The following is a 24,723-nucleotide window of genomic DNA, read 5'->3' on the forward strand; positions in this document are numbered from 1 at the left end:
CATCATATGAAAGCAATCATCGCAGAAAAACCCAGCGTTGCAAGAGAAATCGCACAATTGTTAGGAGCCCATGAAAAGAAAGATGGTTATTTATCTGGTAACGGATATTGTGTCACCTGGGCATTAGGACATCTGATCGCATTAGGAATGCCGGAGGATTATGGTATAAGAGGCTTTAACAAAGCCTCTTTGCCTATCTTTCCCAACCCTTTTATTCTAACTCCCAAAAAGCTAAAGAAAGCAAAAGGCTATGAGCCTGATCCTTCCGCTTTAAAACAGCTCAACACCATACAACAAGTTATCAGTCAATGCAGCAGTATCATTGTAGCAACAGATGCAGGAAGGGAAGGAGAGCTGATCTTCCGCTATATCTATCACTACCTACAATGCAACAAACCTTTTGAAAGACTCTGGATCAGTTCCCTTACCGAAAAGGCAATACAGGACGGTTTTAAAAGCCTTCAGCCAGGCGATGCCTTTGACGGTTTGTATCAAGCTGCTAAAGCCAGAAGTGAAGCGGACTGGCTGGTTGGAATCAATGCTACCCAGGCATTAACCATCGCAGGGAACCAAGATGTTTATTCATTAGGCAGAGTACAAACACCAACCCTTGCTTTAATCTGTCAACGGTTTCTTCAGCATCAAAACTTTACCAAGCAAAAATACTTTCAGATTCAGTTGAGCCACAGAAAAGAATATACAGATTTCACCAGCCTTTCATTATTGCAGTGGGAAGAAAAAAAGCAGGCAGAACAAATCCAAAAATCCATAGAGCGGGAGGGAAGAGCTGTTGTAGAAGATGTATCCATTATAACAGTACAAGAGCAGTCTCCTTTACTTTTCGACCTCACGGAATTACAGAAAGAAGCCAACAGTAAACTGGGCCTTTCTGCCAATGAGGTTTTACAGATTGCCCAAAACTTATATGAAAAGAAATTCATTACCTATCCCAGAACCGGCAGCAAGTATATTCCTGAAGATGTATGGCCTGAAATTCCTGAACTGGTCAGAATTCTTAATGCAACCGATCATTTCAAGACACCCATATCAACTTTAAAATTCGGAAACTTCAACAAGCGGATTGTAAATGATCTAAAAGTGACAGATCATCACGGTTTACTCATCACTACGAAAGTTCCATCCGCACTTAGCGCTACGGAAAAATCCATTTACGAGATGATTGCTTACCGCTTATTGGAATCCCTATCCCATGCCTGTACCAAACAAGTCAGCCATATCATGATAAAAGTATATCATTATGAATTCCAGATCAAGGGATCAAAAATACTCAACAAGGGCTGGCGTGCCATCAAAGGAATTCTCACTGACAATGAAAATTTCGATAATAAACATGAAGTCCTTACTGAACTTCCGGAACTCAAAATCGGAGATGAGCTGAAAATATCAAAAACAGAACTATTGGAAAAAGTAACGCAACCTCCCAAACTTTTTACTGAAGCTGATCTCTTATCAGCGATGGAAAATGCAGGCAGATTTATTGAAAACAAAGAAGAACAAAAAGCACTCTCCAATATCGGCATTGGAACCCCAGCCACCAGAGCCTCCATTATCGAAACGCTGCTCAGCAGAAACTATATTATCAGGAAAAGCAAAACGCTACATCCTACAGATAAAGGCCTACAGGTTTACAACCTTGTCAAAGACAAAAAAATAGCTAATGTCCAAATGACCGCAGAATGGGAAAAAGCACTGGATAGAATTGAAAAAGATGAACTCAGTAAAGACCAATTCATGAACGACATCCAACACTACACAGCAGAAATCACCAGCGAACTTTTATCACTCTATATTCCTCAAGAAAATATACCACAATTAAAATGCCCTAAATGCCAAAAACATACTCTTATTATCAAAGCTAAAATTGTCAAATGCCCAGATGAACAGTGTAACTGGATTCTCTTCAGAATTACATGTGGAATACAACTCAGTATTAAAGATCTTACTTTGTTACTAACTCAAAACAAAACATCATTAATTAAGGGCATGAAAAACAAAAACGGTAAAAAGTTTGATGCTTTTATCATTCTAAAAAATGATTTTAGTGCATCATTTGAATTTGAAAAGAAGAATTAATTTCAAGAAAAATAATAATGTAAAGAAGCAGCCAATGAGCTGCTTCTATATTTTATATTTTTATCCAAATTTAACCCCTTTTTCATCTACGGTTTTTACCATCGCCGCATGGTTCATTATTAATTATGAAAGGAGACTTACAGGAGAACTGGGAGCATCGGATTGCTAAATCAATATTGGCTTTACCTCTCTGCGGTAGAACCAATCATTTTTTATAAACTGTCATATAAAATATAACTTTTAATTTCTGATGTAGAAAACAATGTAAGAGTAAGATAAAAATATTTTATATTCTCTTATAATTTAACCATTTTCTTGACAAGAAGAATAAAAGAGATATTATGAGAACAATTGTAAAGGGCCACAAAAATATCTTCGATAATAGATATAAAATGAAAATACCAGCAAAAGATATAATAGAGAATATTAAGAATAATTTTTCTTTCCCAATAAGCTTTAAAAAATTATAAACAAATAACATTAGAAATCCAAAAAAAGTAAACTGTCCAAAATTATTTTGTAAATAATTGTAATTTAAAGCATTATTATAATCTGGACTTAACCAGATATAGGCGAAAAACATTACGCCGATAAAAGACATAATTAAAATAATAATATCTTTAGATTTTAGTGTTTTCATACATAATATATTTTAGCAACCTGCAGCTTCTAGACAGTCAACAGCTCCCCATCCAGCACCAACAAAGCCTATAACAGCACCTCCCCAAGCTCCGAAGAAACCTCCTGAAGCTCCTCCAACAACTCCACCAATTACAGTAGCTGCGATCATTCTTGGTTTCCATTTGGTTACACAAGCTTGGCAGGCTGGGTTTCTTTTTCCGGCCAAAGCAAGATTTTCTTCAACAATAAAATCAGCTTTTCCGATAACTCTTTCTATAAATTCTTTATTTTCACCGTTATACTTTAATTGAGGATATTTGTCATAGAGAGTTGCTAGTAAATCATTCATTTTATCAAGAGATTCTGATACTTCATCATTTGAATATCCTGTTAATTCTACGAAATACGCTTCTTTTCCACTTTCAAAATTAGCTTGATTAAAGTTCGTTCGGAAACCTTCTTTATTAGGCATATTCTCGAAAAGTGAAAATATGATACTTCCATATTCTATAAAATTCTCGTCTGTAGATAATTGTTTTACTAATTCATCTTCAGTTAATTCATCTGATTTTGCTGCTTGATTATTTGAAATGGTTTTTGATGACACAAGATTATCATCGACATTATTATCATTATTTGAACAAGATGTGAAAAGGGATAAGGACACGATTGTAAGAACAGTTAAAATTTTTTTCATTTTCTTTAGTTTAATTTGTTTGTATATATAATTGTGAATGGTTTGTGATAATACGTAAATAATTACCAAACCTTAAATTATTTACTTTAATGCTCTGGGATTTTCATGATTATTGTTATTTGACGAAAATAAATATTTTATCATATAAATCAAAATTTTATTTATATTTTTTGTTAATACTTAAATATACAAGCTTGAAACGACAAAACTCGTCGTATTAAATTTGAAGTTTCATCAGTCAACTAAGGTCCATTATTGGTCTTTTCTCTGAGGCTGAGCTGCTGTACCTTTTCCAAAGTAAAAATTTTTGTTGTGCTATTTATTAAACTGTAAATTATACACAACGTATCTTTAGTTGAGTACTTTATATAACAGATTATTTAGATGGTTTTCAATATGGTTTTTCAGAGACTACCATTTGACTTTATATATTAAGTAATACAATAATTTAAGCCATGGATAGCAATTTATGCTTTAGTAAAAATATAATACGACGTATTTTGTCGTTTTACAGATATATCTTTGCCTTATTAAAAAAAGTTAATCAATTTCATTTGGGCGAACTTTAAAAGGCTTAATTTTGCAGGCATAAAAAACATAACCATGAACAATAATTATTCTATACAGTTTGTGTATTTCTAATATACACGACTATAAACCACTATTTATTAACGTTAACTACAATATAGCATGAAAAAACTCTACATGGGTGCATTATTCTTATGCACTATTGGGATATTTGCTCAAGAGGTACTCTGGCAGAAAGACATAAAGTCCAATTCACAGGATTTTTTAAGCCAGATTACTACTACCATTGATGGGCAATACCTTATCGTGGGAAGTAGTATCCAAACGGATAAACTCCAACAAAATAGCAAACAAAACAATGGTTATGACTTTCACCTGATAAAATTGAATCAGCAGGGAGAACAGGTTTTCGAGAAATATTTATCAGGAAATAATCACGACTATTTATCTTCCACTGTCACTACCCAGGACGGTGGTTTTCTGATTTCTGGGACGTCCTATTCAGAAAAAGGACTTGATAAAAAAGAAGACTCAAAGGGAGGATCAGACATTTGGCTCATTCGGATCAATGAATTTGGTGATGAATTGTGGCAGAAAACATTAGGCACCTCTTCGAATGAAGAAGCGAGAGCAGTTATCCAGACTATCGATCAGGGATTCTTTGTTGCGGGGAATGTACAAAACTCCATTAAAGGTTATGGTTCTAAGGACGTCTGGATTGTAAGACTCAACAAAGATGGGAAAATATTATCTGAACAAACATTGGGAGGACGCGGACTTGATGAAGTTGAAAAGATGATCCCAACGAAAGACGGTGGAGCATTACTGGGAATTTATTCCAGAAGTGAAGCTGTAAGTGGAGATAAGACGGGTAAACAGACAGAAAACTTTGGTGAAGGTGACTACTGGATTATTAAATTGGACAAAAACGGAAAGGTAGAATGGGAAAAGAATTTTGGAGGAAAAGGAGATGACCATTTGAGAACCCTGGCATTAACTTCAACTGGCTTTGTCATTGGTGGAGAATCCAGATCAGAAAGATCAGGAAATAAAACAGTAGGCCTTGAAGAAGGATCAGACTTATGGTTGATATCTTTAAATGAAAGAGGCGAAGAACAGTGGCAAAAATCCTACAATTTTAAAAATCGAGATATCCTGATGGGGATGAGTGTGATTCATTCTGCAGATGATAAATCTTCGAAAGGAATTCTATTAGGGGGCTATACTCAAGCTGAAGGAAGAATACAAACCGATGATGAAACCTTCTGGATGCTCTATATTGATCAGAACGGCAATGAGCAATGGAGAAAGCATGTGCAAGGAGAAAGTAAACAAAAAGAAGAAAGACTTTCAGATTTAAAGCTGAATAAAGATGGTTCTATTATTCTGGCAGGAACGAGCGCAGAAGAACTGGGTAAAGAAAACTGGAAGATTATAAAGCTGGGTGACAAGCAGGTAAGTGAGCTTCTTCCCCAATATGATATCAAGATCTATCCGAACCCTGTTTCAGATTATGCTTATGTAGAAATCGGCTTTGATTTTAAGGATGCTGATATTTTGTTATATGATATGAGTGGAAGACAGCTTCAGAGTCTGAAAACAAAAAATAGAGTAACCAAGATCAATACCCAGGCTTTGGTGCAGGGGGCTTATCTGGTGACGATAAAAACTGATACAAATAAAACGGCGAATGCAAAGCTGATTAAAAAATAAAATATAAATAATGAAAAAGGTATTTGTCATAATATTGTGGCTTTTAAATTTAGCTGACTTAAATGCACAAAATCAAAATAACATTAACCTTCCCACTTCACCTGAAGTGGCAATGTTTAAAAGGTTTGGAGATGTTCCTGTTGGTACATATACAGGAGTAGCACAAACGAATGTTCCTATCTATACAATTCGTGAAGCAGGATTTGAACTACCTATTAATTTGAACTATAATGCGTCCGGTATTAAACTGGATGATCAGGCTACATGGGTAGGATTAGGCTGGAATCTGATGCCCGAGGGCGTAATATATCAAGATGTCAAAGGAAAGGCGGATCAGAATGATGTAAGTTATGCTACCCCAAACGAATATACCCCATTTTATAACAGACTTGAATTATATCCGGGAGGAACAGGAAGGTTTAAAGTGGTAAAACAAAAAGGATTTGTTGATTATGATTGGTGTACTATCGGTAACCAGCAAAACCCAGGATGTTTCCCTCCATCATCTCCAAGCGGATCTGATGGAAATACAGTTGTAAATGATATAGTATATAAAAAAAATGCTGAGGTAGATATTTTCAGATTTAATTTCTTTGGACATAGTGGAAGTTTTTTCATTAATCTTCAGACCCGTGAGATTCTTCAGTTGGAGAAAAGTGAAGATATAAAATTTGAAGTTTATAATGATCAGATTATAGCTACTGATGATAATGGGATAAAATATTATTTTGGTCAAAAAGAAATATTTTCCAGCTACAATGGAACGCCTTTATCAGAAGAATTTTCAAGTAGAAGCTATAAAATCAGCAAAATAGTATTTCCAAATACGAAGCAGATCTCTTTTGAGTATCAGGATGCAAATTATAATTTTTATTCTTTTTCCCAACAGAGAAATATCAGAACTTCTGCTTATAGTTTAGGCCCCACTGATATGTGTTATGGAAAAATAAATTATCAGTTTGAACCAGCACAGGCCACATTAAATAATAGTAATGTGAAAATTTTGAAAAAAATTAAAACAGATGAACTTGAAGTAATTTTTAACCTTGGAGATAGACAGGATATTAATCTATACACTTGGAACAATCTTAAGAGACTTGAATCTATTGATTTTATAAATATAAGAAATAACAAAAAATTTAAATCTTTAGATTTTATTTATACCTATTTCCCTTATCAGGATGATTTTCCATCTGCCATTACTGAATTGCAAAACTTTACTCAGATGAAAGATGCATTTGGTAAAAGATTAAAGCTGGATAAAGTTTCTTTTTTTAGTTATGATAATATCGGTAACAAGATCAGTAGCAATGAAGAATTTAAATTTGACTATGAGCTTTCCGCTACCTTACCTCCAAAAGTTTCTTTTGCTAAAGATTTCTGGGGATACTACAACGGACACTATAATAATAATTTATTACCTGATTTAAGCTTTTATCTCACTCCCGCAATGGGAGTACCAGTATATTACGAAGGGAATAATAGATATTCTAATAAAGACTTTGTAAGTTCTTATATGCTTAAAAGAATTGAATATCCTACTAAGGGCTATACTGATTATGAATATGAGCTTAATTCCTTTAAGAATCAGTTTATCCCTAGTCATGACCAGATATTCAACCTCAGCGAGACAATCCATCTTAATAACAATGGTATTGGGGGATATAGTCCTTTAAACAATATATATGATTTTCCATACGACAAAGGAGGTTCTTTGAACTTTCATGCTGAATTTTCAGGCGGATTTGATGGCGGTCCTACTGGCCCACAGTCTAAAAGATATAACTACTATCAGATGGCTAATGCTAATGCCAGTATTAAACTGCTAAAAATTAAAAAGAATGCAGGTGGCGGGGAAACTGTATTGGAAGTTATTAAAGAATGGAAGTTCGGGGAACTTACTAATAATACTGATTTCAGTCAGAATTATAATTTTCAGATGGATGGGGTATTCAACTTTATCAATTATAATGATCCAACAATTCAAAATAGAGTGGTTTTAAATATTGATAACAGTATGTATCAAGCTGCAGATATTTACCATTCCGCAGGCGTTAAAGTTTCTTTTACTATCGTTAAAAAACCTGATATAGGAAGTGATTTTACTTCTTATGGTCACGGACCCAGAATAAAATCCTTAAAAAATTATTCTGGTCAGGGAACTTTAGCAGAATGGAAACAATATGAATATGAAAGTGGCGTTCTTCAAAATAAAATAAGTCCTTTAAGGCAAATGGATTATTACTGTTTTAATTGCGGACAGGCAACCAACTGTTCAGGTTCTTATTCCTATAACAGTTTTTGGTCTATTACGGACCAGATTTCGTCTGGTGAATATGATGCAGTGGGATATGGTAAAATTACTGAAAGTACAGTGGATGTTAATAACCCGTTAAAAATAAAAGGAAAAACTGAATATCATTATAATAATGTAGAAAATGCTGTAGCAGACTACTTCCCTGTAATTAAAAATCAGCTTAATGGACTTTTACAACAAAAAGTGATCAAAGATGCAAATAATAATCCTATTGAATCTGTCACATATAAATACAAAAATCTAGTACCATTTAATCAATTTTATAGTGTTAGAGCTGAAAAGAAGTTTTTATTGAGTGGAAAAGATCCTATAATAGCCTCAACTGGAGAGTATGACGGTATTGCTAAATATCATTTTTATACTACTCCTATGATGGCAGAATCTCATAAAATTGATTCTATAATGACCCAACGATATTTTGGCAATAAAATTATCGAAAGCAAAGAACATTTCACTTATAATACCCTTGGATCAGTTGAGAAACATGAAGCAATAAATCCTGACCAGACGATAATTACAAGTTATAAATATTCTGAAGGAGGTAATAATCCTTATTTATTTAGTAAAGGAATTACTGGAATTCCACTGGAAACTGAAGTAAAAAAGAATAGCAATATTATTTCCAAAATAAAAACTCAATATCCATTATCCCAAGCTGATGCAGACTTAAAAACGTCAAGCCTTCCAATACCTTATGAAGTGCTTAACAAAAATTTGTACTCTGACGATATGGAAAAAATGGTTGTCTATAATCAATACGATTCCAAAGGAAATTTACAACAATATACTGCAAAAAATGGTGTTTCAACAGTGATCGTTTGGGGTTACAACCAAACCCAGCCCATTGCCAAAATAGAAGGAGCCAAATTAGCTGATATTCAACAGTCCTTAATTGATCCTATTGTGACAGCTTCCAATACAGATGCATCAGCAGCTCCCAACAACGATGAAACAGCCTTCTTATCAGCATTGAATACCTTCAGAGCTAATACTGGATTGTCCGGTTATCAGATTACCACCTACACCTATGATCCATTAGTTGGAGTAAGAAGTATCACGCCACCATCAGGAATTAGTGAGTTTTATATCTATGATCCATCAAACCGATTAAAAGAAATCCGTCAGCAGGAAAAAGACAGCAGTGGAAATATGATTTATAAGACGCTGAAAGAATTCAAATACAATTATAAAAATTAAACACCATCATGAAAAAACTTATAATTCCTATAGGGATTCTTATTATTGGAACTGCCCAGGCACAGCTTACCAATACAGAAAACTATGTCTATTCAAAGACGTATTTATCAGATCCTACGCTCCCTAATATTAAAAGCACAGAAACCGTTCAGTATTTTGACGGGTTGGGAAGAGCTAAACAAATTGTCAACGTAAAAGCCTCTCCATTAGGGAAAGATGTAGTTATTCCCATTAAATATGATCAGTTCGGAAGACAGGTTCAGGATTACCTTCCTGTTCCACAGGGAGGAACTCTCAATGGCGGTATTATTACCGATCCATTAGCCAATGTGAGCAGTACCCCTTATGGTTCAGAGAAAATCTATTCAGAGAAGATTATTGAAAACTCACCCTTAGACCGTGTTTTAGCACAAAAACAAGTGGGAACTGCCTGGGATAACAAACCTGTACAATTTGAATATGATGCCAATGCGGATGGCGAGGTTAAAAGATATACTGCCACTTTTGATTATAACAATTTTACTTCTCAACTAATTTTATCAGGTTCTTACGGAACAGGGCAGCTGTATAAAAATACGGTAACCGACGAAGACGGAAACGTAACTATAGAATTTAAAAACGGACAGGGGCAGGTTATATTGGTCAGAAAAGTAATCAGTGCTACAGAAAGCGCCAATACCTATTATGTTTTCAATGATTATGACCAATTGGCGTTTGTAATCCCTCCCAAAGCCTCTTTAGAAGCAGATCCTAATACCGTACTGAATGATTTATGCTATCAGTATAAATATGATGGAAGAAACCGTCTTATAGAAAAAAAGCTTCCTGGTAAGGGCTGGGAATATATGATCTATAACAATGCCGATCAGTTGGTGATGAGCCAGGATGCTCTATTAAGAACAAAAGGACAATGGCTTGTTACCAAATATGACCAGTTTGGAAGAGTAGTGTTTACAGCTATTACCAATAATAATAGTACGAGACAGTCTTTGCAAACTACTATTACAGGAGCTGCTTATACGTTTGAGATAAGAAGCGCTGGTTCTTTTACAGTAAGCGGAATGCCTATTTATTATACCAATAGGGCTCTCCCGGGAAGTCTGGCCCAGGTCTTAAGTGTTAATTATTATGATACTTATCCTGCAGGCTCCTCTGCGGTCACCAATGTGTTTGCCCAGCCTCTTCTTACCGATAATCCGGCTAATGAACAAACGACCAAAGGACTTCTTACTGCTTCCTATATCAAAAATATAGAAGATGATAAATGGACCAGAAATTTTATATGGTATGATACCAAAGGAAGGAACATTGGTTCAAGAAGTAACAATCATTTAGGAGGATATACCGTGGTCAACAATAAACTTGATTTTGCAGGTGTTATCCTTCAGACCAATACTTATCATAAAAGACTTGCTGCAGATCCTGAAAAGGCTATCGTAGAAAAATTCACCTATGATCCGCAGAACAGGCTTCTGACCCGCACCCATCAGGTGGGCAGCAATCGTGTTGAATACCTGACCCAGAATAAGTACAATGAAATCTCCCAGCTGGAATCTAAGAAAGTAGGAGGAACGGCTGCTGCATCCCCATTACAGACAGTAGATTACCAATATAATATCCGGGGGTGGATGACAAAGATCAATGATCCTGCCAACTTAGGGAGCGATCTTTTTGGTTATAAGATCAATTATAATCAGGTAGAAGGATTGGAAATGCCTAACTCGGATTTTTCTGATTTAAAGGTAAAACCAAAATATAACGGAAATATCGCTGAAGTATCATGGAAAACATTAACAGAAGATAATGAGCCGTTGAAAAGATATGGGTATGTTTATGATAGTTTAAACAGGTTGTCAGCAGGGTTCTATCAGAAAACAGGAGCAGAAGTTGCTAAAGAATATTTTGAAAAGCCAGAATATGATCTTAACGGAAATATTACACGGCTTAAAAGATCCGAAGGTATTCTTCCGGGAAGCACTGTGGCAATGAGCATCGATAATCTTAAATATGATTACTCCGGAAACAGGCTGATAAAAGTAACCGATGAACAGCAGAATCCTTCAGGTTACCCTTATCTTGCTGTTCCTAATTCTATTGAATATGATAATGGAAATCTCAATGGGAATGGAAACATGACTAAACATTTGGATAAAGGGATTTCCTCTATTGAATATAATTATTTAAATTTACCAGATAAGATTACCCAAAACTCAAAATTGACAAGCTATCTTTACAGAGCAGACGGCGTAAAAGTAAAGAAGCTCTTTGGAGATCTGGAGACCCATTATCTGGATGGCTTCCAGTATAAAACTACATTTTTAAGAGAATCCTGGGATGGAGAAGGAACTTTCATTCCTGATCCTAATGAGATTCCAGAATTGAAATTGAGAATAATTCCTACTTCTGAAGGATATTATGATGCTCTTCTCAACAAGTATGTCTATAATTTTACAGATCATTTGGGAAATGTAAGATTAAGTTATACCGATACAAATGGAGATGGTATTATCCAGCCAAGGAGATATAATACATCAACATGTTCCCCAATATTTGGTTGCCTGGGTGAATGGAAGCCAGGAGAAATTGTAGAAGTAAATGATTTTTATCCTTTTGGATTACTGCATAATTATACAGCTACAACGCAGAATGCTTATCAGTATAAATATAACGGCAAGGAGCTTCAGGAAACTGGAATGTATGATTATGGAGCTAGATTCTATATGCCTGATTTGGGTAGATGGGGAGTAGTCGATCCATTGGCTACTGAAATGAGGAGTTATAGTCCTTATAACTATGCTTTTAATAATCCAATAAGATTTATTGATCCTGATGGGAGAGCTCCTGTCGGAGGCCCGGGAGATGGAACTGATGGAAAAACTTATAATATAGAGGAAATTGTAATAACGGTTAGACGAAAAACAAATAATTTTCTGATAAGAACTTGGAATGCAATCCAAAATGCTCTTGCTCATCAATATAGTTCTAAGACCAATGCCGATAAATATGGAGGATTAAACTCTTATCGCCAATGGCAGGCTAGTCCATTTTATAATGAAGGAGAAACAAAAACAGATAGGATTTTTCGATTAATTGGGAATAGTAAAAGAGAAGAAATGCTAGATTTCGGTGGTGGTGGATACAATATGTGGGGTGGCTATGGGCGAGCAACAAAAGCAGTTAATGCAATAGAAGAAGCAAGCAATTTAATACCTGCAAAAAGTACAGCACCACAAGTTGGTGAAAGCTTAGGACTAACAGTAAGAGAAGGTAATATTTCAATAGGAGGTAATGCGAATGGGCGTTTTGATTTTGTTGTTACTAAGTCAGGAGATTTAAAAGTTGGATCTGGTCATTATTATTTGTCTGGGGAAGCTAATAATGTACAAGCCGCGGGGCAGATAAGATTGCACAATGGTCAAATCGTAGAAATAAATAATGTTTCAGGACATTATGCTCCTTCCGCTCAGGAAGCACAAAATTTCCCATCAATAATATCTAAAGCAGGAGTAAACACAAGTAACGCTAAGTTAACAATATTTAAAGAATAATGAATAAAATTAATATCACATCGCCTATAAAAGAATTATCAGATTCTTTGTTTAATGATAGAAAAACAGGACAGTTAAAATATTACCCAATAGACAGATTTTATATAGTTGATAATAATTATTTAGGAAGAGTATTATCAGCGAATCATTTAGAATTTCTTTTTTACAATTTAGAAAAAATGAACCCGACCTATAGTGTTCAGTTATTTGTATGTTTACCAGAGCTATGGGAAAAGCTAACTTTTAATGATGTAATCACTTTGATTGAAAACTTTACAAGTCCTTTTTCTTTGTATTCTTTGGTAGAATTTACATATAAATATTTAGAGATCGATGTAATGGATGATATATTTTATAATGAAAAAGTAGATATTAAATTTAAAAAAGACTGTCTTAGCTATTTTATGAAGACCATTGCAAACCTATATATGAATGAATTTGACTATATGGAATTAGAAGATAACTTATATGGAGTAAATATTGAACAAATAAAAAAGATACGGCAGAAATTTAAGAATGACAGTAATTTCAAAAATGTTATGCCCAAAGAAGACGTTTATAAAAAATTATCAGCAATTCAAATATGATAAGAATTAATCTATTAATCTTAATGGAATTATTTAATACATTATCCCCAATGAATTGCATTTTTACTTTGTAGAGCAAGTATATAAGATGGTTATAAATAGTTTAAATGATTTTACATTGATATATTTTAATAGTCAAGAACGGGTTCTCAAATTGGTATCATTGTTTATTTATTATTTAATAAGTTAATAATGACCAGTCCTGAAAAAGGTTGACTAGTTTAATATTTCCAATATATTTAAATCAGAGTAGGAATTTTCCTATTCTGATTTTGTTTTTTGTATTTTGTATGTTTTTAATTTCACTTTGTAGTGTCACCGAGTGCCAAATAGTGATAATCAGCGGCCATTGATGTAAAAAACTTTTTTCTCTTTGTATCTTAGATCCTTACTCAATATTTAAGTCATGGATAACAATATAAACGAAGAACTGAAAACAGTTGAAAAGACTGGCGATACCTTACTGGTACTCCATCATGAAACGGGTACTGTTGGTCTTGTTAAGGGATTGGGTGATAATGGGGAGGTAAATAGAATAAGTCCTGAAGATCTGAGCCGTGATGAAATGCTTAGTATTGAGCGTAATGAGAATTCTTTTACTGAGTTTTATTCAACGTTTTATCACCAGCTGAAGGAACCTTCGGAGTTTTCTTTCTTTAAAGTGACGGAATATGAAGCAAAGCAGACAGCTTTAAAATTACAGAAGTTTATGGATGAGTCTCCGAATGATGTGAAACAGGAATTAAAGAAATATGAGATCTCCATTGATATGGTGGAAGCGCATAGAAAGGCTGGAGACGGGAAGACAGCAGGTAATGGAGAGGATGCTGGAAATAGGTATGTATATACGGCTGAGCGGATGGACTGGAAGATGATGGAGAAGCTGGGCTTGAATAAGGAAAGACTGGAAGAGCTGGGGGCTTTGGAACCGATGCTGAAAGGATATAAAACCCCGATGCAGGTTCCGGTACGTATTGAACTGGACAATATCGGGTACGATTGAAGCTAGGCTTTCTCTTCAGGCTAATGATTTTGGAGAAGTGGAACTCAGGTTTCATTCGGTAAGGAGAACGCCTGATTTTTCTAAGCCTTTCTTTGGACATGTATTTTCAGAAGAAGATAGAAGGAATCTGATGGTAAGTGGGAATATGGGAAGGGTTGTGGATCTGGTTCACGGGATTACAGGAGAAACAGTGCCTTCTCTTATCAGCAGGGACAGGCTGACCAATGAGCTGGTGCAGGTGAGGGCTGAGTGGGTGAGAATTCCGCTGGTGATCAAAGGAGTGACCTTGGATGAGAGTCAGAGAAAGGTCTTAAGGGAAGGAAAACCGCTGTATATTGAAAATATGTTTTCAGCTCGGGGGACCCTGTTTAATGCAGCGGTTCAGTATAATGCAGATAAAAGATATGTGGAGTTTTTGCTGAGGATGGGAGTTACGGATTTAAGGGAAGTTCCCAGAGTGTTTAGGGGAAAAGAATTAAAGAAATGGCAGGTGGAGAAATTAAAGGCTGGGGAGGTGGTGTATGTGGATGGGTTGGTGGATAGGAAGGGGAAGGGGTATCAGGGGTATCAGGGGTATTTGAGGTTTGATAAGAGAATAGGGAAGTTTGAGTTTTCGTTTAAAAATACTTGGAAGGAGGAGAAGAAAGAAGAGAAGGGGAATGTTAGAAATAGAGGGAGGGGGATATGAAAGCCTTCTGTGGGAAGGCTTTTGCTTTTGGGGTAAAGCAAGTGTTTAGGGGGTTACAGTTTAATCTTTTATATTTCACTGCCTTTTAGGGAGTTGTTAATTTTAAATAAGGATACTTTTTTCTGATCTTTTTCATACTCTTAAAGTTAAAGAGTATAATAATTGTATCCTAACAAAGTTAGAAACTTCAATATTACTTCTTTATCAATTTCTGAACAGAAATTTTATTTCCTGAATTGATTTGTGACCAATACACTCCTTGCTTTGAGATTGGCAGTTGCAGCTGTTCCGGAGTCTGAGAGCATCTGAAATTTTCTTTTCCATAAATAAGTTTACCCGAATAATCAAAGATACCAATGCTTACTTTGGTCTCTTTTTCACATTTTATATTAATATTGTCTGAAAAAACTGTCGGGAAAATCTTGAAGTTATCCGCTTTTTTAGGCTCAACAATTCCTAAGTTATTGTATGTGTATTGTGCAAGTGCAAATTTGCTGTTGCTGGGAAAATCTGAAGAAGAAGCCAATCCTGCAAGAATTATTTTTGAATCAAAAACCAACGATGAATACGGAATATCCTGAAATCCTGAAAAATCTGTAATTACAACACCGGAATTTCCGAATTGTGTATCTAAAATCCCAGATAGATTAAATTTCATCATCGCAAAATTTTCATTACCATTGGTCGCCGAGTACGTAGAACCAACTGCGATAATATTATTTAAAGAATCTAATTTCATATTTCTCAGCTGACCTCCGATACTTGGAAGAAGTGTCTGTACAACACCGTTCGTTCCGAAAGAATTTTCAAAAGAACCATCCACATTGAATTTTATTATCGTAAAGTTAGATGAAACATTGTTATTGCTTGATGAGAATGATTCTCCGCCCAATAAAATACTTCCGTCACTTAAAATAATATTGGTATTTGACAGTGAGCTACCTATATTCGTAACATTAAAATATCTGTATCCTACGGAGGCAAATGAAGTATCCAAAGTTCCGTTTGGTAACAATCTTAATATAAACATTCTACCTTGGTTGGAGCCTGTCGTCAGCAAAAGATAGCCTGAACAAACGATTGTTCCATTGTGAGCAATATTTACAGCATTTAAATAATGGCGGTGATTAACAGGTGCAATAGTGAATAGTCCGGTATTATTAAACGTAGTATCAAATTGACCGTTCTGTAATAAACGCAAAACGTAACCTTCTGTCAATGCATTCGTGCCTCTTTTGTTACCGACCACAATTATTTTTCCGTCAGATTGCAGTTCACCGTTAAAGACATTGTCATCTGACTGAGCGCCAAAATTGATTTCCAGGATACCATTTGTACCGAAATTTGTAACATAATTTCCATTTTCATCAACTTTACAGACGATGATGTTAAAATAGCCGTCGGCGGCAAGCTTAGTTCCGAGAATGATCATCTCGTTGTTGCTTGTCTTTAATATTTTTTCAATTGATTTAAACGGAAGCTGTTTGATTCCGTTGCTCTGAAAAGAAGTGTCAAAAGAACCGTCAGAATTGTGTCTCACAAGATAAGCGTTGGTATTGTCAGTACCTCCAACCAGTATTTTACTGTTGCTCACAGCAATCATCGACCCTATTTTCTCAAGATTTGAATTTGCATTGATGTCATAAACCATTTTTCCATTGATTCCAAAATTATTATCAAGTACCTGAGCAAAAATGAGGCGTACAGATGATAACAAAACAATAAAGATCGCTTGATATTTCATGATTATTAATTTAACTGATTTCTGATATTTGACGATGGAGTCAGCGGCTTTATCCTGAAATTCAGCAGAATTTAACCACGCAAATATAGGTAAAAACTTCAATGAAAGAACATGAATCCCACTTTTTAGAATGCTACCACTTCTTTTCCGTAACAATCTTTTTGAGTAAATTTATAGGATTATTATCATTTTTATTTTGATCTACATAAATTTTTATCTCTTGTTCATTTTCTTGTTGAGGTAATAGTGTCTTTGCTACTTTTTTCCCATACTGTATTTTTTGCCAGTATCCCATGGGTGGCAATGGAATATCAAATTTTATACAGATTTTTCTTAATCCGTTATCAGACAAATTAAACTCTTTAGGTATTGTAGTTAGAGGTGTAGTCAATACTTTATCATAAAGTTCTGTACGTTTAAGTTTAACGAAATTATTCATAATAATACCTAAATAGGTTATATTAATTTTGAAGGTTATTATTACTCAGGAAATTCATCAACATTTTTAACCTGTTCTTTGTACTCTGTAAACCAACCAAGTTCTTGAATGTTTGATTTTATTATTACTTCATCTTCTATATCAAATCTTCCATAGTTTTTGTGCATCTGAAAGGTAAAGTAAGGATCTGAGCTCACCCCAATAAGTATAAAAGTTTGATGTTTGTATTGATAATGAAATGCAAATGTTTCAAAAATTAAATCAAACATTCTTAGTAAGGAATCTTCACCCCATTGTGGGAAAAAGTTAAAAAAGACAAGAGCTAAATTACCATGTTCTGTAAAACGTCTTTTTATCATTCCTTCAGGAGCATTTTGTATATCATCAAAGAATTCTTCAAAGTTGATACCTACAGCTCTGCGTTTTAACCTATTTAAAGAAAGTAATTCCTTAGCTATTTCCTCCATCAATGGTTCTTCACGATTTAGAATCTCATTCATCACCAGATTATCAACAAAATAACTTGCGGAATCTGCAAACTCTTTTCGTATAGCATTGGGTGAGTTTTTAAATATTTCCCAGGCACCTTCTATATCAATAACCATATAATTCTTCTCACTGTTATCTGTAATGGCCTTTGGAAAACTGCGGGCATTTGTGAAAAAATATGCAAGTAAATCTTTCTCGGTACCAATTATCTTAATGGAATCTTTAATATTTTCATCAAGGTATCTTAAGTCGTTCTCATTCAGGTTTTTTGGTGAATTTGATGAAATGACTTGAACAACTTTGTTTTTAAAGAGTAGCTCTCTCTTTTCCAAATAATCAATAAAATCTGGAACTGTATTTAGTTCTTCAGCAATGGTCTGAAATGTTTCTTTGTCAAATATTGTTATAAAATCTGAATGATTTTGTGTTCTTGTAATGTCATAAAAATTAAGTCCTTCTCCGAGGTTAATTATTATTTTAAAAATTTTTGTAATCTGATTTTTAGGGAATTCTTCAATATCTCTGTCAGGATGTTTTATCTCTACTTTATCTTTTTTAAATAGAGTTTTGTAAGCTCCATTTAATTGTCTTATTGCTTTTTCAATTGTATTATTGAAATAACGAAGGTGATTTCCTTTAAATTCATAGTTCTTTACGGAAAATATAATGCATATGTCGTTAAAAATAATGAGTAAGTCACAGATTTCTTTTTTGTCTCCATTTTCAAATTTGGGTCCTGGATAACACCAATATTTGAAAAATGATTTGTAAGCGATCTCATTTACAAAATTTTCTCCTTCGTCTCCTTTTATTTTGCTATCAACTGCCATTATTTAACGTTATTTTGTTTTTCAATATATAAACTCCAGAACAAATCTATTTCTTCTTTGATTTCCTTAAGTTTTTCTATTGAATATTCGATTGATCTTGTAACCGAAATTTTATCACCCTTCCAATCTGTTGCAGTTTCTCTTTTTGTAATCATTTGTGCAAGATTAAAACGATAATCTTTCAGATTCTCAACAACTTTATTAATATCATTTGTAATTGTAGTGGTATAATCTTGCGTGAAACTTTTTAAAGTCAATGTATTTTCTATAGACATTTCAAAATCCGGTAAAATTGTATTTAAAAACAGCTCTATTTTATCAATTATTTCATAACCTGCTTTAACTTTTTTTCCTTCAAAGATTTCACGGATATAACTATCTGAAATTCCTATTTTTTTGCTATACACAACAGATTCTCTGTATCCTACAATTTTTGATAAAGCTTCCTTAACTCTAGCTGTTTTATTTATTCTGTCCTGCTGTATCGCTTCGTATATCCTGTTAATCTCATCTTCAGACGGAGTTGAGTGCATATATTCATCCCATTTTTCGACTGGTATAGATACTCTATAAGCTAATAATTGTCTGGCATTGATTTGTCTCTTAATATCTGTCCATCTGGTTTTAATTTGTTTAGGGGTAAGAGGTTCTGAGTTCATATTTTTTAAGTTAGTGTAGAGTTGTAATTATAGTATTAGCTTTTGGTAATTTCATATTTTAAAAAATTGGCAAGCACTCCGGAAGGTGTTTTTGCATTTTTGTTAAGAATCTTGGTATTGGCGAAAACAATGAAATTATCTTTTGCTCTGGAGACTGCCACATTTAGCATATTAGGTTTATTGTCCCTGTCGAAAAATAGAGTGCCTTTATCTTCATCACCATATACCATTGAAAATAAAACAATAGGTCTTTCTGCTCCCTGAAGTGCATGAACAGTTCCTATTTTAAAATCATCAACGTTAAATCCTGCATTTTTTAATGTGCTTTTTAAAAGATGTTTTTGTCCTGTAAACGGGGTAATAATGCCAACAGCCTTTTCTATCTGCCCATATTTTTTCTGAATCGAAATTCTGTTCTTTGTTAACCATTCTACAATTTCCTTTGCCTCATTTTGATTGAATCTGCTTCCATTGTTATTTTTTGTAGATTGCCCTTCAACATGTATGCAGTACATTGGAGCAAATAGAAGATCCGATGAAGCCTTTCCTCTTAGTGGAACTAACTGACCATCATAAGCTAAAACATTACAGTAATTAATAATTTCATCATAACATCTTCTGTGTTCAGTAAGTAGAACTCCCTTTTCATGAAGATCCGTCTCTTTAAAGCCAGAAGCATTCTGAGCCATTTTCATAATACTTCCTGTAGAAGATAAAAACCCTTTTTTGTCAAATTCCTTCTCATAGATAGTATCATCATAATCTTTAATAATCTGACATTTTTTAAGATTTCCAATATCAATTTTATTTGTAATATTCCAGACAGGCTCAATTTGTTTAACATCTCCCACAACAACAGCTTGTTTTGCCAAGGCAAAAGTTGCAATTCCCACTTCAGGTGAAACCTGTCCGGCTTCGTCAACAATAAGCAGATCAATAAAATCTAAAAGTGGAGGAGTATCATATAAGTTTTTACCATCTTCAGCTTTTTTAAAGAATTTATAAAAGCTAAAGAATTTCGGTGCCATAAAGAAAGTACTTACAAAACATGGGGTAAGCATAGCGTGTCTCTGCCATCTCATCATCATCGGATCTTCACCTTTTCCATCAAAATTAGATTCATAGAGACTGTTTTCTAGTTCTATGAGATATCGGGCTTCCCAGTAATGTAAGGCCAACTGAAATGCTTTATGTCGCAATGATATATCCAATTCATCATAGAAACAGTTAGCAGGAATTTTCTCATTAATCTTTGTTAACTCAAAATTCCAGTATTCTTCTTCTGAAGATGGTGGGTTACCATTTATTTGATTATCTTTTTTCCAAACTTTCCATTTTTCTACAACATCAACTATTCTTTTAGCAAGGCTTATTTTGAAGTCAATTTTATTCAAAATCTCTGCTTTTTTGAAAACAAAATCATTAGTAATTACAATCAAAGAATCTCTAAGAATGATTTTAACCTCACTCGCTCTATTTTTTAAAGCTGATTTAAACCCTAAAAAACAAAATATTTTTCTGAAAAAAGGTTCTTCTTTAAAATATGAAATTATTTGTCGTTCAATTAAAATTAAATTCTGAATGTCAGTGATTAATACAGACTCATTTAAAATACCCTCCTTATAATAGCGATCAGAAGATGAAGATAAATATTCAGATGTAAATTCTTTTTCAGATATTAAATAATCTTTCCATAATGTACCTGCTTTTTTTAAGCTTTCTTCAATAAGAATAATCTCATTTCGAAGATTTTGTGCCGCATTACTAAGACTAAGACTAAGAATAGGTTTATTAAAATAGGTTTTACCTTTTTCTAAGAAATATTCCTTAGCTCTGCTAATATATTCTTGATTTTCAATTTTTCCGAAGATGCCACTCCCGTTCAACTTTTTATAATTTGTTCCTTTAAGCTCTTCTTCACTTTTAAGAGTGGAAGGTAAATAAGTAGCATAACCATCAACATCAGGAATCCATCTGCCTTGTAATTTCCCCTCTCTTGTATTAGAACGGGAAAAGCTATCAATTATATTCGTGACAGCTTGATTGTTGGTAGAACAAGCAAGGATGATAGGAGCTTTTTTTCCTTCTAAAGCAGTTGCTACTACTTTAGTGGCCACAATACTTTGAAGTAAAGTTGTTTTACCGGTTCCTGGAGGTCCATTTACTGCAAAAACTTTGTCATTAGTACTCAAAAGAGTATTTAAGCTTTTTCTCTGAGATATTGAGATAGGGAAATCAAATCCCATCTGTCCTAAATGAAGTTCATTAAAATTGATGTGGTCATTAACAGAAACAGGGAGCTTCTGATTGTTATTTTTTAACGTGATTAATGATTCTAAAAGAGGCGGAGTATTTTTGCCTTTAAGAATTTTTTCGTACAGTTGGATAATACCTTCAGCAGCATTAATATCTTCCTGAGGAAGTAATATCAGACCATTATACACTGTCTCATTTCCCTCTGTATGATATTCGTATAGCTTTTGATGAATAGCTTTTTCAAATACATTGACTACATTGGATACATATTCTGAATATCTGGTATAGCTTTCTCTTCCCAATGTTGTTGCATGATCAACATCTTCTACACTGCTAAAGATAAACTCATTTTTTTCATCTGCTAAAGGCTCCAGATATTTTCTCTGAAATAAAGGAAAAGTCTCTTCAGAGATGGATAACTTACCATTCCTATCAAGAACTGCAGAAAACCAAAACGGAAATTTTGGTTTTTTATCTTTGAGATGAACTAAATGTTCCGGAAGCGGTTTAAGTTTAAATGGAGCTATAAGTACAGGAGCGTACTCAATATAAATCCACTCTTCGTTTTCTTTGCTTTTTATACCTTTTTTATCATTAATCTTTTTTTCCTCAAAGTCTATTAGTGCGTTAACCTTTTCAATTTCACCAATAAATTGATTTTCGATTTTAAAATTTTCGATTTCAAAATATTCTGATTTATCAATGTCAATATCTGTATTTAAGGAATCTGATAAGTTCTTTTTCCAATAGGTCAACCATTTATGATGTTCCTGATTCATATGTATTTGGTGATTATTAATTTAAAAAGCATTCAGATATTCTTCCAAATACTTAGTTGAGTTTTTGTATTCGGTGTAATTTTCTCTGACATATTTATTTGAAATATAAACAGTTTTTCCATTTTTAGCAATTTTATGTTCTGTATTTTCTGCCAGCTTTATTGATGGAATAAACCAAAAATCAGGTGTAGATCCTAAATCATCAATCTTGCCATTGTAACATACCAATGCATATATTAAATTAGGAGCTGTGGTAAACGTTCCGGAATTTGTAATGAGCCAGTCATTACGCTTGTTGACTCCTTTAACTTCAACGATACATATTGCTCCTAAATTAGTTTTGACGATTATATCAACCCCTTTTTTATTACCTAAAGAAAGAAAAGCATCTTTACCTGTTCTACAAAGAATACTCATAATAAGATATTCAGAGGCGAGATTGGTATTGTAATTATTATCAGCGTTTCTAACTATTTTTTTTATCATGTCATGAGTTGTAATTGTTTCAGCTATAAATACTTTTTCACCTGTTCTTCTACAAATGAAAAATCAATCCATTTACTGAAATGCAATAAGGCAAAGTGCTGCTGTTCTGCATCCAATTCTTCTAGTTTTTCCATAAGAATTTCTGGTTCGATTTCCCCTCTAATAATTAGTAGTAATAAGTAATATGAATAATCTACAATCTTCAGAAACTCAAAGAAATCAAGATTTTCGGAAGCACAGATTTCGACAATTCTTTTTTTATGAGAGTGGTACAGCTTAGTTTCCCAAATTCCTTCAGCATTTTTTGCCAAAATATTTGCGTTTTCTGGTTTAATTAGTAAACTTAAATAATCGACATAGCCGGATGAAAGGTATTCATCTAATATTTTTTCAGTTACATCAGTTTGCGCAAACTCAACGTACCTTATTGCTGCTCTTTTATCATAAGAACTTTCAGAATTAAAAAAAGTATTAAAAAAGTTAATTTTATAATCATCAGGCAATTGAGATAATTGCAGTTCTAAAACTTTTCTCAACCTTTGTGATTTTCGATAACTTATTCCAGATTCCAACAATTGGTTAAGATCTTCATACATTTTTTCATGATCATTATAGTTTGGTATTCTCTTTTCGATATTGTTATATATTGAATCACTAAACTCGGGAATATCATTTTCAATATAATCTCTAACTAATCGTTCAAAATCTACTGTATTGAAAATGGCGTGAATTAATGCGTTATAAGGATGATCTATTTGTGATGTTGCTTCTTCTTTTTTTTCAAACAATGAGATTAAAAGTTCTTTTTGATGTTCATTCATAATTACTTGTTTTTATGGTTGTAACTTTTCAATTATATCTTTCAAAGTCTCAAATTCTGGGTCATCTAAAATATCCAAAGAGTTATTTGTTGCCAATAATATCGATTCTCTACACAGATTAATTCTTCTCAGGAGTGGCAATACTATTGAGTTGCCATGTTGAACATATTTTTTAATTTCATTATTATTAGCTGGTATTTTATAACCTTCACGACTACTTCCGATAAGAATACCCTTATCTCTTAAACTACCCACCATATTGACAAATTGTTCTTTACTCAATGTGGACTCTCTGTTAACATTCAGATGTTCAATAAACTCCTGAGCAGTTGTATAGTTTTTATAATGATTGGATTCGTGATATCGAACTAAGACTTTTAGAAAATTTATAGCATCTTGCAATTGCTGGGTTTCGGGCGATGCAGTGTCAAGATAATCAAAAATACTTCGAAGACTAAGATCTGTAATTGCCTGACTGTAAAATTCGTCAGCCTTTGTTTCATTATACTCATTAATCTTATACACTTTTGGAAAATGATTAATACTAATAATCTTTCCAGACAGTCTTTCTAAGAATTGCTGTGAATAATCGCTTTTTTTATGTTCATCAAAAATATAGCCTAATGTCCCGGCAATAAAATCAGCAACTTGTACCCCTAACTCTTTATCACTTTTATTAACAAAAAATTCTGAGCCTTCAAATAAAGTGCGTATATGATTTTGTCTCACATAATTCTTAAATTCAAGCATAAATTCATTGCCTCCATGTTCATCAACTTTAAGTTCCAATTGTGGAAACGTTTTATAAAGCTCTTTATACAGTATACCGTTTAAATATTTATAGAATGATCTTTTATATTTAAATCCCTCTCCGTACAGTTTCGTCTTATCAACAACTACTGAATAAATGTTGAACTTAAGCTTCACTAGCTCATCTAAAATAAGCAGCCTCCTTTTATAATTGTCTTTTACTTTAGATGATTTGATTTCTCCAGTCTGAAAATATTTTGACCTGATTTTTTCAACTTCAATATAAAATTCATCCAAATCTTCATAATTGACAATAACACTTGCAATAATAAAGTGTGTACTTTCTGTCGAAAATTTAAATGAATTATTCCCGAATTCGTCTGCGAAAGCGATAACCTGTTTCATGATTATAAAAGTATTACATTAAAAATACAGAAAATATAAACGGAATTTTTAATTTTGAAGAATAAATATACC

16 protein-coding genes are annotated in these 24,723 nt (G+C 33.5%); 7 read left to right on the forward strand and 9 right to left on the reverse strand.

What is annotated here, in order from left to right:
• The first annotated feature begins 6 nt into the window (after window positions 1-6).
• Complete coding sequence (locus FW780_RS01650; protein WP_149831899.1) at window positions 7-2,094, forward strand: type IA DNA topoisomerase; 2,088 nt, start codon at window positions 7-9, stop codon at window positions 2,092-2,094.
• A gap of 652 nt (window positions 2,095-2,746) precedes the next feature.
• On the opposite strand, the gene FW780_RS01655 is transcribed toward FW780_RS01650, so the two are convergent.
• On the reverse strand, window positions 2,747-3,412 hold the full coding sequence (locus FW780_RS01655) for a hypothetical protein (RefSeq protein ID WP_149831900.1): 666 nt from the start codon (window positions 3,410-3,412) through the stop codon (window positions 2,747-2,749).
• A 690-nt stretch (window positions 3,413-4,102) separates the two neighbouring features.
• Here FW780_RS01655 and FW780_RS01660 point away from each other — a divergent pair.
• The 6 genes from FW780_RS01660 (at window position 4,103) to FW780_RS01685 (ending at window position 14,993) form a co-directional block, all read left to right on the forward strand.
• Window positions 4,103-5,653: a T9SS type A sorting domain-containing protein gene (locus FW780_RS01660; protein ID WP_149831901.1), complete on the forward strand. Its 1,551-nt coding sequence runs from the start codon at window positions 4,103-4,105 to the stop codon at window positions 5,651-5,653.
• Window positions 5,654-5,663: 10 nt separating this feature from the next.
• Window positions 5,664-9,167 (forward strand): hypothetical protein, encoded by a 3,504-nt coding sequence (locus FW780_RS01665; protein ID WP_149831902.1) that lies wholly within the window; start codon window positions 5,664-5,666, stop codon window positions 9,165-9,167.
• 8 nt (window positions 9,168-9,175) lie between these two features.
• On the forward strand, window positions 9,176-12,715 hold the full coding sequence (locus FW780_RS01670) for a DUF6443 domain-containing protein (RefSeq protein ID WP_149831903.1): 3,540 nt from the start codon (window positions 9,176-9,178) through the stop codon (window positions 12,713-12,715).
• Window positions 12,715-13,302, forward strand: a complete 588-nt coding sequence (locus FW780_RS01675; RefSeq protein ID WP_149831904.1) for a hypothetical protein — start codon at window positions 12,715-12,717, stop codon at window positions 13,300-13,302. The genes FW780_RS01670 and FW780_RS01675 overlap by 1 nt, the downstream gene beginning before the upstream one ends.
• Before the next feature lie 406 nt (window positions 13,303-13,708).
• On the forward strand, window positions 13,709-14,305 hold the full coding sequence (locus FW780_RS01680) for a DUF4099 domain-containing protein (RefSeq protein ID WP_149831905.1): 597 nt from the start codon (window positions 13,709-13,711) through the stop codon (window positions 14,303-14,305).
• Window positions 14,277-14,993 carry a DUF3945 domain-containing protein gene (locus FW780_RS01685; protein ID WP_149831906.1) on the forward strand — a complete coding sequence of 239 codons (717 nt, stop codon included), beginning with the start codon at window positions 14,277-14,279 and terminating at the stop codon, window positions 14,991-14,993. The genes FW780_RS01680 and FW780_RS01685 overlap by 29 nt, the downstream gene beginning before the upstream one ends.
• A gap of 193 nt (window positions 14,994-15,186) precedes the next feature.
• On the opposite strand, the gene FW780_RS01690 is transcribed toward FW780_RS01685, so the two are convergent.
• The 8 genes from FW780_RS01690 to FW780_RS01725 form a co-directional block, all read right to left on the reverse strand.
• Window positions 15,187-16,737 (reverse strand): T9SS type A sorting domain-containing protein, encoded by a 1,551-nt coding sequence (locus FW780_RS01690; RefSeq protein ID WP_149831907.1) that lies wholly within the window; start codon window positions 16,735-16,737, stop codon window positions 15,187-15,189.
• 133 nt (window positions 16,738-16,870) lie between these two features.
• On the reverse strand, window positions 16,871-17,176 hold the full coding sequence (locus FW780_RS01695) for a hypothetical protein (RefSeq protein WP_149831908.1): 306 nt from the start codon (window positions 17,174-17,176) through the stop codon (window positions 16,871-16,873).
• Between the two features lie 41 nt (window positions 17,177-17,217).
• Window positions 17,218-18,495 (reverse strand): hypothetical protein, encoded by a 1,278-nt coding sequence (locus FW780_RS01700; protein WP_149831909.1) that lies wholly within the window; start codon window positions 18,493-18,495, stop codon window positions 17,218-17,220.
• Window positions 18,495-19,154, reverse strand: coding sequence for a hypothetical protein (locus FW780_RS01705; protein ID WP_149831910.1), 660 nt, complete (start codon window positions 19,152-19,154; stop codon window positions 18,495-18,497). Before FW780_RS01705 ends, FW780_RS01700 begins: the two co-directional genes overlap by 1 nt.
• 35 nt (window positions 19,155-19,189) lie before the next feature.
• Window positions 19,190-22,189 (reverse strand): AAA domain-containing protein, encoded by a 3,000-nt coding sequence (locus FW780_RS01710; protein WP_149831911.1) that lies wholly within the window; start codon window positions 22,187-22,189, stop codon window positions 19,190-19,192.
• Between the two features lie 21 nt (window positions 22,190-22,210).
• Complete coding sequence (locus FW780_RS01715) at window positions 22,211-22,675, reverse strand: hypothetical protein (RefSeq protein ID WP_149831912.1); 465 nt, start codon at window positions 22,673-22,675, stop codon at window positions 22,211-22,213.
• Window positions 22,676-22,698: 23 nt separating this feature from the next.
• Window positions 22,699-23,496 (reverse strand): hypothetical protein, encoded by a 798-nt coding sequence (locus tag FW780_RS01720; protein ID WP_149831913.1) that lies wholly within the window; start codon window positions 23,494-23,496, stop codon window positions 22,699-22,701.
• 12 nt (window positions 23,497-23,508) lie between these two features.
• Window positions 23,509-24,651, reverse strand: coding sequence for a DUF3800 domain-containing protein (locus FW780_RS01725; RefSeq protein WP_149831914.1), 1,143 nt, complete (start codon window positions 24,649-24,651; stop codon window positions 23,509-23,511).
• Window positions 24,652-24,723: the final 72 nt, after the last annotated feature.

It is taken from the genome of Chryseobacterium sediminis (assembly GCF_008386505.1).
GTDB classification, from domain to species: domain Bacteria; phylum Bacteroidota; class Bacteroidia; order Flavobacteriales; family Weeksellaceae; genus Chryseobacterium; species Chryseobacterium sediminis.

Excerpts from the sequence above, each read along its gene's own strand:
- FW780_RS01650 (WP_149831899.1), top strand. The coding sequence starts at position 7 with ATGAAAGCAATCATCGCAGAAAAACCCAGCGTTGCAAGAGAAATCGCA.
- FW780_RS01655 (WP_149831900.1), bottom strand. The coding sequence starts at position 3,412 with ATGAAAAAAATTTTAACTGTTCTTACAATCGTGTCCTTATCCCTTTTC.
- FW780_RS01660 (WP_149831901.1), top strand. The coding sequence starts at position 4,103 with ATGAAAAAACTCTACATGGGTGCATTATTCTTATGCACTATTGGGATA.
- FW780_RS01665 (WP_149831902.1), top strand. The coding sequence starts at position 5,664 with ATGAAAAAGGTATTTGTCATAATATTGTGGCTTTTAAATTTAGCTGAC.
- FW780_RS01670 (WP_149831903.1), top strand. The coding sequence starts at position 9,176 with ATGAAAAAACTTATAATTCCTATAGGGATTCTTATTATTGGAACTGCC.
- FW780_RS01675 (WP_149831904.1), top strand. The coding sequence starts at position 12,715 with ATGAATAAAATTAATATCACATCGCCTATAAAAGAATTATCAGATTCT.
- FW780_RS01680 (WP_149831905.1), top strand. The coding sequence starts at position 13,709 with ATGGATAACAATATAAACGAAGAACTGAAAACAGTTGAAAAGACTGGC.
- FW780_RS01690 (WP_149831907.1), bottom strand. The coding sequence starts at position 16,737 with ATGAAATATCAAGCGATCTTTATTGTTTTGTTATCATCTGTACGCCTC.
- FW780_RS01695 (WP_149831908.1), bottom strand. The coding sequence starts at position 17,176 with ATGAATAATTTCGTTAAACTTAAACGTACAGAACTTTATGATAAAGTA.
- FW780_RS01700 (WP_149831909.1), bottom strand. The coding sequence starts at position 18,495 with ATGGCAGTTGATAGCAAAATAAAAGGAGACGAAGGAGAAAATTTTGTA.
- FW780_RS01705 (WP_149831910.1), bottom strand. The coding sequence starts at position 19,154 with ATGAACTCAGAACCTCTTACCCCTAAACAAATTAAAACCAGATGGACA.
- FW780_RS01710 (WP_149831911.1), bottom strand. The coding sequence starts at position 22,189 with ATGAATCAGGAACATCATAAATGGTTGACCTATTGGAAAAAGAACTTA.
- FW780_RS01715 (WP_149831912.1), bottom strand. The coding sequence starts at position 22,675 with ATGATAAAAAAAATAGTTAGAAACGCTGATAATAATTACAATACCAAT.
- FW780_RS01720 (WP_149831913.1), bottom strand. The coding sequence starts at position 23,496 with ATGAATGAACATCAAAAAGAACTTTTAATCTCATTGTTTGAAAAAAAA.
- FW780_RS01725 (WP_149831914.1), bottom strand. The coding sequence starts at position 24,651 with ATGAAACAGGTTATCGCTTTCGCAGACGAATTCGGGAATAATTCATTT.